This window comes from Christiangramia pacifica, assembly GCF_057221535.1.
This window is the reverse complement of the sequence record NZ_CM170146.1, coordinates 1,002,246-1,020,881: the sequence shown is the minus strand read 5'-3', so window position 1 is coordinate 1,020,881 and position 18,636 is coordinate 1,002,246. Positions and strand designations below refer to the sequence as shown.

Below are 18,636 nucleotides of genomic sequence, written 5' to 3'. Positions count from 1 at the left end.
AAATTAGATAAATGGAAAAGCATAGTCCAGACACCGAAAAAGTCTCAAATTACGACCATCTGGAAAAGATGAGCACTTCAGAATTGCTGAATAATATCAACAAGGAAGATCAAAGCGTCGCGCAAAGTGTTCAAAAAGTGATTCCGGAGATCGAAAAACTTGTAGATGAGATCGTTCCTAAAGTTGAAATAGGAGGAAGGCTTTTTTATATAGGGGCAGGAACCAGTGGAAGACTTGGAGTTTTGGATGCTTCTGAATGTCCGCCGACATTTGGCGTGAGCGCTGGAATTGTTATAGGTCTAATTGCCGGTGGTGATACGGCATTGAGAAATGCGGTGGAAAATGCCGAGGATAATACTTCACAAGCCTGGAAAGATCTTCAGGAATATGACATCTCAGAAAAAGATGTTCTTGTTGGAATTGCGGCCTCAGGCACCACGCCTTACGTGATTGGAGGGATCAGGGACGCCAGGACTCACGGAATAACTACCGGATGTGTTACCTGCAGTTCAAAAAGTCCGTTGGCAGAAGTTTCAGAATTTCCCGTTCAGGTGATCACGGGTCCAGAATTTGTAACGGGGAGCACAAGAATGAAAGCGGGAACTGCTCAAAAGATGGTTTTGAACATGATCTCGACTTCTGTGATGATCAAACTTGGAAGAGTGAAGGGGAATAAGATGGTGGATATGCAGTTATCTAATGATAAACTGGTAGGCCGCGGCACAAGAATGATTATGGAAGAATTAGATATTGACAAAGATGCAGCAGCTGAACTTTTATTAAAACATAAAAGCGTTCGAAAAGCATTGGAAGCATACAAAAGCGAGGAAAAATAATGCCTGGAATTCAACAATTATCCCAATTGGTAAAACTCTGCGGTATTTTAATATTGATACTGCTTTTGAATGCGTGTAAAGCGACCAAAGAAATAAAAAAGGAGTCCGAAAATACTCAAATTGAGGAGGCTCAACCGGAAGCTGCCGAAGTCGAAATTCCAGAAGAAAAGGAAGTAGATGAGAAAACTGAAAATGAGGATTTTGTAGCTCCACCATTAAATATTGAAGAATTCAGGGCAGCCTGGATTGCCACCGTGGCGAATATTAACTGGCCAAGTAAAAATACTCTATCGTCTGCCGCGCAAAAAAAGGAGGCGATCGAAATGCTTGATATCCTGGAAAAAAATAATTTCAATGCAGTCATTTTGCAGGTGAGGCCTCAGGCAGATGCTTTGTATGAAAGTGAGCTGGAACCATGGTCTTACTTTTTAACCGGGAAAAGCGGCAAAGCTCCTGAGCCTTTTTACGATCCTTTAAAATTTTGGATCGAAGAAGCCCATTCGCGCGGGATGGAATTGCACGTCTGGCTAAATCCTTACCGGGCACATCATACCACGGGGAAAGAAATAGGGGAGAAGTCTATAGTTAAAACGCACCCCGAACTGGTTAGAGAGCTTAAAAATGGAATGTGGTGGATGGATCCAGGAAGCAGTAAAGTTCAGGAACACTCGGCAAAGGTGGTAATGGATATAGTAGAGCGCTATGATATTGATGGTGTTCATTTTGATGATTATTTCTATCCTTATGCTTCCTATAACGGTAAAAAAGATTTTCCTGATGAAAAAAGCTGGCAGGAATATTTAGCTTCCGGAGGAAATCTTTCTAGAGGAGACTGGAGAAGAAAAAATGTAAATGATTTTGTTGAGAGAATAGCAGAGGAGATTAAAGAGGAAAAGTCTTATGTGAAATTCGGGATAAGCCCTTTTGGAATCTGGAGACCGGGTTTTCCCAAAGGTATTAGCGGGATGGACCAGTATGAAGAACTTTACGCTGATGCCAAATTATGGCTGAATAAAGGCTGGATAGATTATTTCACTCCACAACTATACTGGCCTACAAGGCAGATCGGTCAGAGTTTTCCTGTTTTGCTTGGTTGGTGGGAATCTGAAAATGTCGTGGGAAGACACCTCTGGCCCGGAATCAATCTTGGTTTGGAAGATGAGGAAGAAAATAAAGGGGAGATCGCTTCTCAGATATTAATTTCACGAGGTATTTTACGGGACAACCCCGGTACGGTGCACTGGAATATCGGGCCATTGATGAAAAATGACAGCCTGGCCAACACTTTGAAAAACGGTCCTTATTCCAGGAATGCTCTCGTACCTTCAAGTCCGTGGCTGGATAATGAAGCTCCGGAACCTCCGAAATTTGAATTACAGGATCTTAAGGAAACCATTTTGCTAAAATGGAAAAAAGAGAATATTGAAGATATTTTCAGATGTGTGGTTTATTACCGGTATGAGAATACCAACTGGGATTTTAAAATTCTGAATTTGAATTCAGAGCCGCTAAGGATTGCTAAATTCAGCAATGGAAAAAAACTAGAGCAAATTGGAATTACAGCAGTTGATCGCACCGGTAACCAAAGTAGTTTTAAAGAACTGAAAATCGAGAATTTATTACCTTGAGCTAAAATTTAGAATATGAATTATCAGAAGTTAATAGTGTCAATTTTGATCCTTGGTCTTTTCTCTTGTAATAATCACCGCAGGGGAGATAATAAGATCGTTGCTGAAGGTCATATTGAATCTGTTAAGGAAAACTTTGCTCCAGATAAACGGGTGGCTCTTTTCAATATTGAATCTGAAATGAATAACGGGAAAATGGTTTTAAAAGGTGAAACCAATATGCCGGAAGCCAAAGATTCATTATTTACCAGGTTAACTTCTGAAGATATTGAGTTCATAGACAGCGTACAGGTGCTTCCTGCATCAAATCTTAAAGACACCATTTTTGGGGTCATCGATATTTCTGTAGCCAATCTTCGGGGTGAAGGAAAGCATTCGGCAGAACTTGTTACACAGGCGACCCTGGGAACGCCGGTGAAGATCTGGAAAAGAACTGAGGAATGGTATTATATTCAAACACCAGACGGATACCTTTCCTGGGTTGATCATGGCGGAATTACCACGATGAACAAAGCCGACTTCGATGCCTGGAAATCTTCGGAAAAAATAATTTACCAGGAAGCTTACGGTCAGTCTTATCAAGAGGCTTCAGAAGATTCTAAACCTGTTTCAGATCTTGTTTTTGGTGCCATTCTGGAAATGGAAGCTGAAAATGCTAAATTTTATAAGGTTCGATATCCTGACGGAAAATCCGGATTTATTTCCAAAGAAGAATCTTCAATCTATTCTCAGTGGTTAAAAGACCTGGAGGCTTCAGAAGAAAAACTAGTAAGCACGGCTGAAGAGATGATGGGACTGCCGTACTTATGGGGAGGAACTTCTGCAAAAGGAGTAGACTGCAGTGGATTTACCAAAACGATCTTCTTTATGAACGGAATGGTCATACCTAGAGACGCTTCCCAGCAGGTAAGAGAGGGAAAACTAATAGATTCGGTTGGAAATTTTAAAAAGCTGGCGGTTGGAGATCTGTTATTCTTTGGACGACCGGCGACAGATTCCACTTCAGAAAGAGTGGTGCACGTGGGGATGTGGATAGGAAATAATGAATTTATACATTCATCTGGTGATGTTCACATCAGCAGCATGGATGAAAAATCTGAAGCATTTGATTCTTTTAATAAGAATAGGTATTTGCGAACTAAAAGATTTCTGGGGGCAGAGAGTAAAGGCCTTACTTATTTGACAGATGAAAAGATCTTCATGGATTCAAGCGAGGATCCAACAGAATAATTTTTAGCTCTAAAGGTTATATTTATTTATTATCAGATTTTGTATTAAAAAGTTATCTTCCTGCTAAATCGTTTAACTAGATATCTTCTGCAATTCTATACTTTGAGAAAATGTTTTTTTAAACGTATAGTTTTCAAAGAATTACTACTTGAAAACTGATCTTTTCGGGAAAAAAGAACCTGAATACCTCACTGAATTCTAATCCTTAACAATTTTATTTTCAGTAATCTATAAATATTAAATTGTTGTTGAGAATTGTAGAAATTTTATATTTGTTGAGCTTTTGCCAAAAAACTGACCAAAAACCTAATGAATATTACCAAGTTCACCCCCCTTATTTTCCTGCTAATGCCTTATGTTTTCTTTTCACAGAATTCACTTAGCGGAAATATTCAGAATCAGGAAAAAGAACCGGTTGCTTTTGCCAATGTTATTTTATTGAGTGCAGAAGATTCTACCAGTGTTTATAAAGGAACAATTTCTGAAGAGGATGGTAGTTTTGTTGTGGAAGATATTGAGGACAGTACCTACATTCTAAAAGTTTCTTTCATCGGTTATGCTGAAAGTCTTCAGAAGATTAAGATGAAAGGCAACACAAAATTAAAAACGATCACTCTTCAGGAGTCTTCCGATGATCTTGATGAGGTTGTGGTAAATGCCCGCAGACCGAAAATAAGTAGAAAGGTTGACAGGCTTGTTTTTGATGTTGAAAATTCAACTTTATCCACCGGAAACACTTTCGATATTTTAAAAAGAACGCCCGGAGTTATAGTTAGCCAGGGAAATCTACTGGTAAAGAATAGGCAGGCTACCGTTTATATAAATGATCGGAAAGTATATCTCTCATCACAGGAATTACAGCAATTATTGGAAGGTTTCTCTGGGACCAACGTGAAATCTGTAGAAGTGATCACCAATCCACCAGCCAGATACGATGCTGAGGGTGGAACGATATTGAATATTACCACATCAAAGAATATTTCCATTGGATATAAAGGAAGTTTGAATGCTTCTCACACTACGGCTATTGTACCAAAGTATAATATTGGAACCAGCCATTATTATAAGAACGACTGGGTTAATATTTACGCCAGTTACAATTATAATGGCAGAGATGAGTTTAAGCGCGACGATAGTTATATTGAATTTTTTGATCCGGATGGAGGAGAGGTTGACTCGAGATGGCTTACCGATTTTGAAAGAGATACTGAAAATTCAACCCATAGCCTGAGTACCATAATCGATCTTAACTTAAGTGAAGCAAGTACTTTGAGCTTAAGTGCGAATGTCTTACTAGCTCCAGACAGAAGATCAGATATCGATGGGCTAACCGAGATCTATGATACTTCAAATTCTCTTGACTCTTTATTTACCACAGATAGTCAATTGAAAAACGAGACCGAAAATGTATTATTGAGTGCTACCTATAATACCAACCTAGGAGAAAACGGTACTTTTTCAGCAGTGGCGAATTACATTAAATATAATGACGACCAAAACCAGGATATCCAAACAAGATATTTTCTTGCTGATAATAGCCTATTAAATCAGAATACGTTTGCGACGATGGCTTATCAGAACAGTGATATTTACACGGGTCAGATCGATATTTCCACGCCCATTGGTTCAACAAGTTTTGAAACCGGATTAAAATATTCCGGATTGAATTCAGAAAGCGGACAGGATTTTTTCGACCGAAACAATGACTTGAATAGTTTCGATCCGGCCCTGTCAGACGGCTTAAATTATGATGAAAATATCTACGCCGCTTATGCAAGTCTTTCCAAAGATTGGGAGAAGTGGGCAGTAAAACTAGGCTTAAGAGGTGAATATACAGATGTTCAGGGAGATTCAAGAACATTTGGTATCGTAAACAATCAGGAATATTTTGAACTGTTCCCAACCTTTTATCTTTCTTATTCTCCGGCAGAAAAACATTCTTTTAGCCTGGATTATAGCAGAAGGATCAGCAGACCTAGATTTCAAAGTCTGAATTCATACAGATATTTCATCAACGAGAATAATTTCCAGGATGGAAATCCAAATTTAATGCCTTCCTTTTCTAATAAGATCACCTTTAATTATAGTTATGATAATACCTGGTTTTTTGATCTTTACTGGGATAGGGCAGATAATGCGATGGCACTTTTACCTTTTCAGGATAACCGGAACAGAACACTTAGAAGTGTAAACCTGAATATGAACTATGATCAACAGTTCAGTTTTGATGTAACTTACTATTCTTACTTAAAGGATTGGTGGGTTTTATCTGCTTACGGATCTTTCTTCTATATGGAAAACGAATTTCCAGCCTTGGAAAGTGGTGGGCAATTGGTTCAAAACGATGTTTTCAGCACATACATTCAGGCATATAACTATTTTATTTTAGGAAAAGACGGAACTTTTTCTGCGGAAGTGATCGGGACTTTTCTTCCGAAGTATATCGCAGGATCTTACCAATTTGACGAACCGCAATACGGACTGACTCTTGGATTGAAAAAGACATTTTTCGATTCCAGGCTAACGGCAACCGTAAATCTTGAAGACGCTTTTAATTCGATGAATATTCCTTTAAAATCGCAATATCTAAATCAGAACAATGGATTCTTCGCCAAACCCGAATCACGAATGCTGAGAGTAGGGCTTATCTATAAATTTGGTAATTTTAAACTGAATGATAACAGCCGCGCTATCAATGCTGAAGAAAGCGAGCGTTTACAGGATCAAAAGGTTCTGGACTAGTACTTTATCCTAACATTTTTATACAATTCATTTTATTTAGTAATTTTGCCACCTGAAAAACAGAGGATTTGGCAAAAATTGGAAATATAGATGTAGGAGACTTCCCGTTGCTTTTAGCACCGATGGAAGATGTGAGTGACCCGCCATTCCGTGCACTTTGCAAGGAACAGGGAGCAGACGTTGTGTATACGGAATTCATCTCTTCTGAAGGGCTTATACGCGATGCAGCGAAAAGCACCATGAAACTTGATATTTACGAAAAGGAACGGCCTGTTGGTATCCAGATCTTTGGAGCCAACCTGGAATCCATGCTTCAGTCTGTAGAGATCGTGGAAAAATCTGGTCCGGATATTATAGATATTAATTTTGGATGCCCAGTCAAAAAGGTGGTTTCCAAAGGAGCCGGTGCAGGTATTCTTAAGGATATAGATCTTATGGTTTCCCTTACCGATGCCATGGTTAAACATACCAATCTGCCTATTACTGTTAAAACAAGATTAGGATGGGATCATGATTCCATTAAGATCGTTGAAGTTGCAGAAAGGTTGCAGGATGTGGGTTGTAAGGCAATTTCCATTCATGGTAGAACCAGGGCACAGATGTATAAAGGTGAAGCCGATTGGGCACCTATTGCAGAGGTTAAAAACAACCCGAGAATGCATATCCCTGTTTTTGGAAACGGAGATGTAGATTCGCCTGAAAAAGCAATGGAAATGCGTGATCAGTATGGTTTGGATGGAGCGATGATTGGTAGAGCAAGTATTGGCTATCCATGGTTTTTCAGAGAAGTAAAGCATTATTTTGAAACCGGTAAGCATTTACCTCCGCCTACCATGATTGAGCGTCTAGACGCTGCCAGGAGACATTTACAAATGGCGATCGACTGGAAAGGGGAGAAACTGGGTGTTTTTGAAACACGCCGTCACTATACCAATTATTTCAAAGGTATTCCGCACTTCAAAGAATATCGTATGAAAATGGTAACCAGCGATGATTCCGTAGACGTTTTTAAGGCTTTTGATGAGGTAGAGAAGGAATTCTCAGATTATCAGTTCGCTTAGGCAAGCGCTTTTTTACTTCTTCCAGCGGCGATATAAGAAGCGATCAAGCCAAGCGTGAAAATGGTGATAAGTACTATAAAGACATTCTCTATTTTCATCTGAACCGGATAAGGCAGGTTTGGTGTGATCATTACGAGGTCATACTGCATTTGTAACAGTATCAGAACCACTGCGACTGCCAGGCCAAAAATTCCGCCCAGACCGGTCATAAGCATTCCCTGGAAAAGAAAGATATTCTTGATCTGTTTGGGAGTAGCACCCAAACTGTGTAGCGTTTTAATATTTTCACGTTTATCAAGGATCATAACGATGATAGATCCAACCACGTTGAAAAGCGCAATGGTAAGTACCAGCGTAAAAATGAGATAAACAAAGAGGTTTTCAGAATTCAACATTTTATTCAGTGCATCATTCAGTTCGGCTCTTGTTTTTACAGTTACATTATTGCCAAGAATATTATTGATCTCTTCAGAAACCTGTTCGATGGAAGATTCCGGCTTCAATTTGAATTCAACAGCAGAAAACTCATTTTCTTTTAAATTCAGCAGATCTTTGGCAAAATTGAGATGAGTAAAAACATATTTATCGTCCAGCTCTTCATTTACGCTATAGACACCGCTGACAATAGTTTGGCGGGTATTAAACGCATCCTGAAGGTTGGTCATGGTAATTGCACCTTTTCCGGGCTTAGGCACCATGATCTTCAGAAGATTTTGATAATTGAAAGTTCCCACATCCAGCAATTTCGAAAGTCCGTTGCCTATCACAACCTGAGGTTCGCTTTTGGTAAGCCAGGTTCCATAAACGATGGAACTGTCTATCTGGTTCACCCTACGGTATCTCTCGTCCACACCCTTAATATAGGCAGGATTCGTTTTAGACTTATAACTAAGAATAACGCGCTCCTCTATGACCTTGCTAAAATCTTCCACGCCTTCAATTTTCTGAAGTTGCGTCATCTGGTCTTCAGAAATATTGATCACTTTTCCCTCTTTGGGAACCGCTTTAAGATCCGGATCAAATTCATTGGAAAAGGAAAGACTGAAATCCCGGAGTCCTGAAAAACCGCTTAGAACGATAAATAGTGAAAAAGCACCCGCGAAAACGCCAATAGCCGCAATGATCGTGATGATATTGATGGCATTGCTTTTACTTTTAGTAAAAAGATACCTTTTGGCGATATACAGCGGAAACTTCAAATTAAGATTTTTTCCTCTTGTCTAAAAGGTCTGGATTGGCCACGGGATCTTCTTTTCCTTTTATAGACTTTTCAATTCCGTCTATATATTCCAGGGAATCGTCTATATAGAAATTGAGATCAGGCATTTTTCTTAACTGGTGCCTGGTGCGCTGCGCCATCTCGTGTTTTATCTGAGATTTATTTTCATTGATCTCCTTGATCACTTCCTCCTGGTGCTTAGATGGGAATATGCTTACATAAGCCTTTGCGATAGAAAGGTCTGTAGTTACGCGAACTTTAGAAACAGAAACCAAGATTCCTGTACGGCCGCTATCTCTCAGAGAATTCTGTAAGATATCTGCCAGATCCTTCTGCAACAATCCACCTATCTTTTTTTGTCTGTTAGTTTCTTCCATGCTACAAAAGTAAAATTTTTAACTGTGATTTGTCTTCATCCGGATGAATTTGAATCATATAACATTAATTAATGATATTTGTTTCCATAAAATTACAGATATGAAGAGAATCGAACATATAGGAATAGCCGTTAAAGACCTGGATGCCGCAAACAAAACTTATAAGGCCTTGATGGGCGCCGAACATTATAAAACCGAAACTGTGGAAAGTGAAGGCGTGGCGACTTCTTTTTTTAAGGTTGGGGAGAGTAAGATAGAATTACTGGCGGCTACCAATCCTGAAAGTCCCATTGCTAAATTCATTGAAAAACGCGGAGAGGGCATTCACCATATGGCATTCTATGTGGATGATATTGATGCCGAAATTGACAGACTTAAGGGTGAGGGATTCAGGCTGTTGAATGAAACTCCGAAACCGGGAGCAGATAATAAGCTGGTTGCCTTTATGCATCCCAAAGATGCGAACGGTGTGTTGGTAGAATTGTGTCAGGAAAAATAGAATTATTTTGTTTGGTGCGTAAGCATCAATTATCTAAATTTGCGCTCGCGATACGAATACGTATCAGGTCCCATAGCTCAGTTGGTTAGAGCACCTGACTCATAATCAGGTGGTCCTTGGTTCGAGCCCAAGTGGGACCACTAAAAAAAGCCTCACAGAAATGTGAGGCTTTTTTATTAAGTCAGTTATTACATCAAAAAATATTGATTAGAACCTGATTTCGTTTTGTCCAAGAATGACCTAATAACTGTTTAAATATTCAATTTTTATAGAGCTAAAGGGCTTATTAAAATTATTATCGGTCATGGAATACACATCCGCTTTTCCTTTAGCATTATCATTTTTATAGATACTTACTTTGAAATCGAAAGGGATCATAATAGATCCAACATTATCAAAAAATCCTATAGATCTTAGATATGCTTCGTTATAGACACCTGGAGCCATCCTAACTGAATTGCCAGAATAATCTGAACCGCTGTACAGACTGATCTTATAGGGATCGATCAAAGCATCTCTTACTGGAATACCGGCTGCATCTACGGTGGTGGTAAACCACTTATTCGTAGCGTAATCATAGAACTTATTACCTGCGTTAATGGACCATGGAATTCCTGCATTTTCAAGTTCACGGGTCATAAAGCTTGAAAAGCTTACCTGATCGGGAATGCTAAAATCATTGCCTTTATTGTAATTTCCAGACATCCACGCACCAACCCAGGTTTTATATCCGGTTTGGTTCATCCAGTTCACCGCAGTTTGGATGGGCCCGGTAACATTGGCTCTTTCCTCTGCCGTTTTACCGTCAAGCCAGTATTTCTTATTGGAAGGATCCTTTCTGGGACCCGCAGCAAAAAAATGCCACTCAGCCATGGTAAACTGGTCGTTCTCACCAGGAATCTCTAAAAACTGCAGGTATTCCGGATCTGATATTTTCACTGGTGGGAAAATTACAATTCGATTTTGGTTGGTCTCTCTAATAGCTGCTAATACATCTACATAGAAACTATTCATTGCAGCATAATCCAGTTTATATCTTCCGGAGATTTCCACCATAATATTGAAAGTGAGTTGAGGTGGATAGTCCTGGAATTCTTCAGCCATTTTACGCCATCATTCGGTTAGATGTAGCCGAGCCTCTTCATCTGTAGTGGCCGTTTCTTCAAGATAATGCCCTTGATAAGCCAGTATCGGATACACACCATGCGCAAGACAATGGTCAACCTGCATCTTCAACCTGTCCATAAATACCTGATCGGGATTCGGGTCGTTCATTCTAATTCGAACATTCTTGAAGCCGGCATTGCTGAAATCAATTACCGCATCTTCACTGTAGAGATCCATGTATTTTGAAAATTCAGACCAGGTAACATCGAATCCTTTTCCAAGATCCTGGACATAGTCTTCAGGTAAGATAGCCGAGCCACTTGTATTGAAGGTTAAATCTGAAGTTTGAAGATTCGTTTCCTGGACTTGAATTTCATTTGTAGAGCAGAATGAAAAAAGAAAAAGAGCCAGGACGCTTGACAATTTTAAAACATGAGATGATTTCATAATTAAAGGGTTTTAGGTTAAGCCATAGCAATTTCATTTCAATATAAATTTTAGATTCCTAAAAAAGGTTCGATTGATTTACATTGGAAGGTTTTTGTTAATTTTCAAACCTATTGTGATGTATGCAGTTATGAAAACTCTTCGTTTGTAGTTATATTCATAAACTCTATCACCAAACTTTAATTAATCCAGGTCACAAGGAATCAGATTTTGAAAAATATAGTTCTTAGATTATTATTCTTTTTTTCCATAGCATCGGGCTTTGCTCAGGAGCAATACTCCTTTCAACAATTAAGTGCCGAGGAAGGTGTATCTCAAAGTATTGTTTATGCTTTAGCACAGGATAGCATTGGGAATATCTGGATGGCTACCGAAGAAGGAGTCATTAGGTATAATTCGAAAAGCTCGAAGAACTTCAATAAATATTCTGGTTTACCTGAAGATTTCAATTCCAGGGTTAAAAGCATTTTTATAGATTCAGAAGATGAAGTATGGATAGGTAGTGAAGATGGGATCGCATATTATGATAAATCAAAGAACAACTTTCAAAAAGTCAATGCCCAGACCAGGCTCAAACCGTCTTTGGTTGAATTTATTACAGAAGACGAGGAAAATAATATATGGTTTGCGGCTTACAACGGAGTTTGGGAAATAAATAAAAGTACAGACTCATTAGAGGTAAAACGTTATGGTGATGTAACCCAGGTGCAAACCATCCATATTATTAATGGAGAAATAATAGTAGGAACGAGGAACGGATTATATATTTTGAACCGTGATAGCGGTGATCTGAAGAAACTATCCCAGATCGGTGATGACTATTTTGTAACAGATCTTGCCATCCTTGATGAAGAAAATTTATTGATAGGAACTCGTAATAATGGTCTTATCAAGGTGAATTTAGGTTTTGAATTTGTTGAAAAAATAGATCTTCCCACTGGAGTACGAGACTTTCCAATTTTTGACCTGATCGTTTCTAATGGTGAGGTTTACATCGCCACCGATGGTGCTGGATTGATCATAACTGACTTGGATTTCGAGGATTTCAAAGTATTTCAAAACGATGAGAATAATCCAAACTCAATATCCAGTAATGGTATTTATGACATACATATAGACCATGAAGGGATTTTATGGATTGCTACCTACGGTGGTGGAATGAATTTTTACAATCCTAATTACAGTGATTTTACATCCTTCAGGCATATAATAAATGAAGAGAATAGCCTTGCAAGCAACTTTGTGAGGTCTATCGCTCAGGATGCTTTAGGAAGAATTTGGTTCGGAACCAAAAATGGAATTTCCATTTATAATGCTGAAAACGATACCTGGAAGCAGATTCCTAATTTTAGCGATAGACCATCCATAGAGTATTCAGAAATTATTCTTGCCTTAGAACCTGATGGCAATTATATGTGGGTTGGAACTTATGATAGTGGAGCATTCAAGATGAATATTTCCAGTTTTGAAACAGAACATTATTCATCTTCGAACTATTCTGAATTCAGCCTGAACAAGATCTACGACATTCACAAAGATAAGTCTGGAGATATATGGTTTGGTGGAATTGATGGAAAATTGACCAGACTTGATTCAGAAAATAAAATCAAAACATACGAGGCAGATCAAATTCGCAATATTAGTGATGGTTTTGGAAATTTTATACTTGTTGCAGGGCGGAATGGTGTTCAAAAGCTCAACAGGGAAACGGGTGAATTATTAGATTATGAAATTCTAACCCCTGGAAACAATCCATTCGATTATTTTACAATTAATTCCGTTGAACCTTTCAATAATAAATTCCTGGTTTTAGCTACCAACGGTGGAGGACTGGTTTTCTATAATCTTGAGACGAGTGAATTAACGAATTTAAATATTCAAAAAGGTTTGCCTTCAGATATTGTTCAGGGAATACTTATTTCTGAAGAGGAAAATATTTGGGCAAGTACAACTAACGGGCTGGTTAATATTCGAATTAATGAAAATGACACCATCCTTAGAATGTATGATGAAAGTGACGGGCTGGCCAGTACGGAATTCAATTATGGTAGTTTTGCCAGGCTGAATGACGGAAGACTCGCTTTTGGAGGTACTAATGGTGCAAGCGTTTTCAAACCATCACAAATCAACGAGCAAAGTAGAGCACCAAGAGTTTACCTGGAGGATCTGATGATCTCAAATATAGTTATTCAACCAGGAGAAGGACCATTGAAGAGTTCCATCAATGTTACAGATGAGATTGAATTGGATCATGATCAAAATTCCTTCGGCTTCGATTTCGTAGGAGTTTTACATAAAGCCAGCTCAAAAGTAAAATATAGCTGGATGCTGGAAGGTTTTAATAATAAATGGACAAAACCAAGTTCACAGAATACGGTTAGCTATACAAATATCAATCCTGGAGAATACACCTTTAAAGTTCGTGCTGCAAACAGGCTTGGTGAATTTGGGCCTGTGAGAGAAGTAAAAATCAATATCGGTCATGCATGGTATGCATCTCCATTGGCATCCATATTTTATTTCTTTTTTGTGGTTGGGCTTTTTGCGCTGATCATTTATATCACTACTCAACTCGTTAATAAAAGGAATGCCGAGCAGCAGGTAGATTTTTATAATAACCTTACCCATGAGATAAAAACACCTTTAACCATATTATTATCTTCTTTAGACAATTATTCTAAAAACAAGTCTGATCAAAAAAGCGATGAGCGGATACGAGGGACTATTAAAAGGATCAATTCGCTGTTCGAGCAGATGTTAACCTATCAAAAATCTACTGGTCCAGATGTAGATGAGGTAGATGCCATTGACCTGCAAACCCATGTAGAAGAAATGTTGTCTGACTTTGAACCTCTTCTGGATGAAAAGAATTTAAATATTGAATTCAGTAACAACTGGAAAAAAGAGTTATTCTATTTCAATAAGGAAGATTTCAATAAGATATTATTTAACCTTGTTTCCAATGCAATTAAATATTCTTACGAGGGTGGTATAATCAAGGTAAAATTGGAAATTGGTTCAGATGATTTTTTAAAGATCACCGTGGCAGATAATGGAATGGGTATTCCTGCAGATCAGCAAAAGAATATATTAAGAAACTATTATCGAGCTAGAAATGTTGTGAATAGCCAGCAACCCGGTACAGGACTTGGCTTGATGCTGGTTAAGAATATTGTGAGTAAAACAGATGGAGAAATAACTTTTGAAAGCAAACAAAATGAAGGTACAGAATTCTATGTCCTGCTGAAAAATAGAAAATCCTTCTACAGGCAAACTTCCATCATTGATAAATCTAACGAGAAAGATGTTCATCTCGCAGATATGGGAATTCTCACTGAATTCAGCGATAGCAAAATATTGCTGGTAGAAGATAATGATGAACTTAGAAAAGAATTAGAGCGTATTTTAGGAAATTATTTCCAGGTATTTGAAGCGAAGAATGGAAAACAGGGCCTCGAAAAATCTGCCGTGGTATATCCAGATCTTATTATCACCGATCTTATAATGCCAGAGATGGATGGTCTCACCATGGCACGTGCAGTTAAGGCAGATATCAACCTGAACCACATTCCTATTTTTATGCTAACGGTACTTCAAAATCGTGGACAGAAAATTGAAAGTCTTGAGGCAGGAATTTCTGAATATTTAGAAAAGCCGATTGATATTAACCTTCTTATAGCCAAGATCGTTAATGCTCTTAAATGGCAGAAGAAACTTCAAAAGAAATATCAGCAGGAATCTGAACTCGAAACGGCGGTAAAATTCAAGAATGAAAATGATGAGAAATTCATCAAGGAAATCGAAGCCTTCATACTGGAAAGGATCAAGGATGAAAACTTTTCGGTTCATGATGTATGTGAAAGGTTCAATATGAGCAGGACTTCACTTTATATGAAATTGAAGAATTTGATCGACCTTTCTCCACAGGATCTTATCATAAATACCCGACTTAAATATTCGAAGAACCTGCTCATAAAAACGAATAAAAACATCAAAGAGATCGCGTACGAATCTGGGTTCTCCAACCCGAAATATTTTAGTACTTCTTTCAAGAAATTCTTTGACATTTCACCAAGTCAATTTAGGTCAAGTTTGAAGAATGAGGCAGATTAATTGTAATCTAAAGATTTTTTAATTTTCACATTAATTATTACTGAATCCTTAGAAAACAGGGGTTTAAATTACAATGGTTTCATTATTTAGACTGTTTTTGAACCCTTTTTGATTTTATTCATACCTCAATTATCAGCTTTAACTCTAATTTAGGATTCTGAAATTATAACACTCTATCATGAATTTAAAAACGAGCATTTTTTCATTGTTCCTTTTATTATTGAGTACTTCGATTTGGGCTCAGCAAACAATAACGGGAACGGTAAAAGACGATCAGGAAATTCCGCTTCCGGGGGCTTCTGTTATCGAGAAAGGAACTTCTAATGGTGTAGTGACCAATTTTGATGGTGAATATGAAATTACCGTAAGTAATGAGAATGCAGTATTGGTATTTAGTTTTCTTGGGTATGACCCAGTTGAAAAAACCGTGGGAAGTTCCCAGGTAATCGATGTCGAGCTTTCCGCAAATACTGAAAGCCTTGATGAAGTGGTGCTTGTAGGATATGGTCAGCAGGAACGTGGAAGTGTAACCGGTGCAATTACCTCACTTGAACCTAACCAGGAACAATTAAATCAAGCGAATTCTGTAGAAAATTATCTTCAGGGTAGAGCCTCAGGTGTATATGTTAGCTCCAATGGTTTTGAACCGGGTGCTCCAACAAGTATAAAAATCAGGGGAACCAACTCACTTACCGGTAACTCACAACCTTTATATGTTATTGACGGTATTATCGTTAATTCAGCGACAGAAGATGTTTCAGATCCCTTAACCGGTGGAAATTCATATTTGTCACCACAGGCAGGGATCACAGGATTGAATCCTCAGGATATTGAAAGTGTAGAAATTTTAAAAGATGCTTCGGCAACAGCAATCTATGGTTCGCGTGGTGCAAATGGTGTTATAATCATCACGACCAAACAGGGAGAAACTGGAAATGCGAAATTCAACTTCAGTATTCAATCAAGGGTCGGGAAGATCACGAATGATATCGAAGTTTTGGGATCTGATGATTATATAGACTACCAAAATGAGTATCGTGCTAATCAGGGATTCGACCCAAATTATTATATATATTCTGATGGAACAATTGCTGAATATCAGAATTCTGATGAGAATATGATTGCTAATTCTGCGATCATTCCTCGACTTGTGCCAGTTAACTGGAGTGATTTTGTATATAGAAACAGCATTAGCAACACCTACCGTTTATCTGTAAGTGGTGGTTCTGAAACTACTAAATATTTTCTATCGGGTGGTTACACCAAAAATGAAGGGATCGTTCCAAGAACTTTTGCTCGTACTGGAGATATCAACCTAAATTTAGTTCAGGACCTTAATGAAAAGACGAAACTTAGAACTAAAATATCTGCTTCCTTAAGTGAAAATTCTGCTTCCAAAGGAACGGATAACCTTGGTGGAACAAATAATAACCTGATTAGAAATATTTATTCCGGAGCACCATTTTTTGGAGTGGCATCAAATAGGCCAGATGAGGTGGTAAGCGCAGATCTGGAAGATGTGTTTGAAGGCCCATTAGCCTGGCTTCAAGATTATGACGATATCGCGACTGAATTCAGAACACTGGCCAATGTAAAGCTGGACTGGAAATTTGCGAAGAACTTTAATTATTCCATCAACCTTGGTGGTGATTACAGGTATAAGGACCGTACTGTATATTACGGGCTTAATCTACGACGTGGAGTTGAAGTAGGAGGTGAAGCTGGACTTAGTGAATTAAAGCGTTTCCGTTTCAATATCGATAACCTTGTTGAATACAACAATAAATTCAAAAAAGGACATAAGCTGGATGTAATGGCCGGTTTTATTGTAGATAATAATTCGGTAGAAAGAAATGCTATTTCAGGAAGTGGTTTTCCTTTACAGGATTTACGCGCAGATGGTATTTCTTCAGCCAAACTATTTAATAGATACTTCCTTGGAAAACAAGATGAACTAATTCTATCAGCAATTAGTCGTGTTACCTATAATTATAAGAACACCTATATTCTGACTGTAAATTACAGGGCAGATGGAAGTTCTAATTTTTCAGAAGGAAATAGATGGGGACATTTTCCATCTTTAGGACTGGCTTGGAGAGCTGAAAAAGAGAAATTTTTTAAAGATTTTGAAGATCTTTCTCAGGCCAAAATCCGTTTAGGTTGGGGATTAACCGGTAATCAAAATATAAATCCATATTCCTTCTTTGCAAGATATGCCATTCCACAAACTGTATATGCCAATGGTGACGAAGCAGTGACCTCTTCAGTTCCTGCTAACCTGGTAAATCCTGATCTTACCTGGGAAAAAACAAGTCAATACAACATTGGTTTAGATCTTGGTTTTGTAGATGACAGGTATAACTTCACAATAGATGCTTATTACAAGAACATTTTTGATCTTTTACTTTACTATCCTTTGCCAGGATCTGCCGGAGGATTCCCAGATTTCCCGGCTAACCGTGGAGAGTTGATCAATAAAGGGATCGAATTTGCAGTGAATGCAGATATTATTCAAAAAGAAGACTTTAATTGGAATGTTTATGGTAATATTTCTTTTAACCGAAATGAGGTAGGAAATCTTGGCCTTCCTGTTTCAAACTTTGGAACATTAACGGGATCTGGTTTCCTTGGAAATAATATTTCTGGTGGTAACTATTTTAAAAGTGCTGCCAATATATTTTTACAAGGTCAGGCAGCCGGAGTATTCTTTGGATATGAAACAAATGGAATCATCAGCAACGAAGCTGAATTGGCCAATGCTCCAGAATTCCAGGGAATCTCGCCGCAACTTGGAGATGTTTATATGGTTGACCAGAACGGTGATGGTGTAGTGAATGATGCTGACAGAACCATCATAGGAGACCCTAATCCAGATTATACATTTGGTCTGGGTTCTACCGTAAACTACAAGAACTGGAGTTTGAATATTCTTTTTAATGGTGTTCAGGGAAATGACATAGCAAACGCTAACCTTCAGCGTACAGATTATGCAGAGCCAAATTCAAATAACATTAGAACTGATGCCTATTTCGATGCATGGAGACCAGATAATCCAGATGGTCAATATCCTAGAGTTGGGTATAATTACGTGACAGATATAGACTTTACAGACAGGCTTCTTGAGGATGCTAGTTTTGTGAGGTTGAATAATGTATCGGTAAGTTACCAGGTTCCTTTGAGCAGTGACTCTTTTTTAAATTCAGTTAGTCTAACACTTGCAGGGCAAAACCTGGCACTTTGGACAGATTATTCTGGATTTGATCCTGAAGTTGACAGTTATTCTTTCGATCCTCTGAGAACCGGAATTGACAGGAATTCATTTCCAAACCAAAGAAGATTTACGTTAGGCCTTAATGTTGGATTTTAAGATCTGATCT

At 38.2% G+C, this 18,636-nt stretch carries 12 protein-coding genes and 1 tRNA gene; 9 read left to right on the top strand and 4 right to left on the bottom strand.

Annotation, left to right across the window (positions count from 1 at the left end):
* Positions 1-11 precede the first annotated feature (11 nt).
* The 5 genes from murQ to dusB all read left to right on the top strand — a co-directional run bounded on the left by murQ (position 12) and on the right by dusB (position 7,497).
* Positions 12-836, top strand: a complete 825-nt coding sequence (murQ, locus tag AC2S94_RS04770) for an N-acetylmuramic acid 6-phosphate etherase (RefSeq protein ID WP_484630370.1) — start codon at positions 12-14, stop codon at positions 834-836.
* Positions 836-2,464 carry a glycoside hydrolase family 10-like protein gene (locus tag AC2S94_RS04765; protein WP_484630369.1) on the top strand — a complete coding sequence of 543 codons (1,629 nt, stop codon included), beginning with the start codon at positions 836-838 and terminating at the stop codon, positions 2,462-2,464. The genes murQ and AC2S94_RS04765 overlap by 1 nt, the downstream gene beginning before the upstream one ends.
* A 15-nt stretch (positions 2,465-2,479) precedes the next feature.
* Positions 2,480-3,694 (top strand): C40 family peptidase, encoded by a 1,215-nt coding sequence (locus AC2S94_RS04760; protein ID WP_484630368.1) that lies wholly within the window; start codon positions 2,480-2,482, stop codon positions 3,692-3,694.
* 309 nt (positions 3,695-4,003) lie between these two features.
* A complete protein-coding gene (locus AC2S94_RS04755) occupies positions 4,004-6,436 on the top strand; it encodes a TonB-dependent receptor domain-containing protein (protein ID WP_484630367.1) in 2,433 nt (810 codons plus the stop codon).
* Between the two features lie 68 nt (positions 6,437-6,504).
* Positions 6,505-7,497, top strand: coding sequence for a tRNA dihydrouridine synthase DusB (gene dusB / locus AC2S94_RS04750; RefSeq protein ID WP_484630366.1), 993 nt, complete (start codon positions 6,505-6,507; stop codon positions 7,495-7,497).
* Here dusB and AC2S94_RS04745 read toward each other — a convergent pair.
* Together AC2S94_RS04745 and rbfA are read right to left on the bottom strand one after the other, a co-directional pair.
* Complete coding sequence (locus tag AC2S94_RS04745) at positions 7,494-8,696, bottom strand: ABC transporter permease (protein ID WP_484630365.1); 1,203 nt, start codon at positions 8,694-8,696, stop codon at positions 7,494-7,496. The two genes, dusB and AC2S94_RS04745, sit on opposite strands and share 4 nt — an antisense overlap.
* Before the next feature lies 1 nt (position 8,697).
* Positions 8,698-9,093, bottom strand: a complete 396-nt coding sequence (gene rbfA / locus AC2S94_RS04740) for a 30S ribosome-binding factor RbfA (RefSeq protein WP_484630364.1) — start codon at positions 9,091-9,093, stop codon at positions 8,698-8,700.
* Between the two features lie 100 nt (positions 9,094-9,193).
* On the opposite strand from rbfA, the gene mce reads away from it, so the two are divergent.
* Both mce and AC2S94_RS04730 read left to right on the top strand, forming a co-directional pair.
* Positions 9,194-9,592, top strand: a complete 399-nt coding sequence (gene mce / locus AC2S94_RS04735; protein WP_484630363.1) for a methylmalonyl-CoA epimerase — start codon at positions 9,194-9,196, stop codon at positions 9,590-9,592.
* A 66-nt stretch (positions 9,593-9,658) separates the two neighbouring features.
* Positions 9,659-9,732, top strand: a tRNA-Ile gene (locus tag AC2S94_RS04730).
* A gap of 100 nt (positions 9,733-9,832) precedes the next feature.
* On the opposite strand, the gene AC2S94_RS04725 is transcribed toward AC2S94_RS04730, so the two are convergent.
* Together AC2S94_RS04725 and AC2S94_RS04720 are read right to left on the bottom strand one after the other, a co-directional pair.
* The gene (locus AC2S94_RS04725; RefSeq protein ID WP_484630362.1) at positions 9,833-10,696 is read right to left on the bottom strand and encodes a cellulase family glycosylhydrolase; all 864 of its coding nucleotides are present in this window, start codon (positions 10,694-10,696) and stop codon (positions 9,833-9,835) included.
* Between the two features lie 9 nt (positions 10,697-10,705).
* The gene (locus AC2S94_RS04720; protein WP_484630361.1) at positions 10,706-11,146 is read right to left on the bottom strand and encodes a hypothetical protein; all 441 of its coding nucleotides are present in this window, start codon (positions 11,144-11,146) and stop codon (positions 10,706-10,708) included.
* Between the two features lie 210 nt (positions 11,147-11,356).
* Here AC2S94_RS04720 and AC2S94_RS04715 point away from each other — a divergent pair, with 210 nt between their 5' ends.
* Together AC2S94_RS04715 and AC2S94_RS04710 are read left to right on the top strand one after the other, a co-directional pair.
* A complete protein-coding gene (locus tag AC2S94_RS04715; protein ID WP_484630360.1) occupies positions 11,357-15,259 on the top strand; it encodes a hybrid sensor histidine kinase/response regulator transcription factor in 3,903 nt (1,300 codons plus the stop codon).
* 178 nt (positions 15,260-15,437) lie between these two features.
* Positions 15,438-18,626, top strand: a complete 3,189-nt coding sequence (locus AC2S94_RS04710) for a SusC/RagA family TonB-linked outer membrane protein (protein ID WP_484630359.1) — start codon at positions 15,438-15,440, stop codon at positions 18,624-18,626.
* The last annotated feature ends 10 nt before the right edge of the window (positions 18,627-18,636 follow it).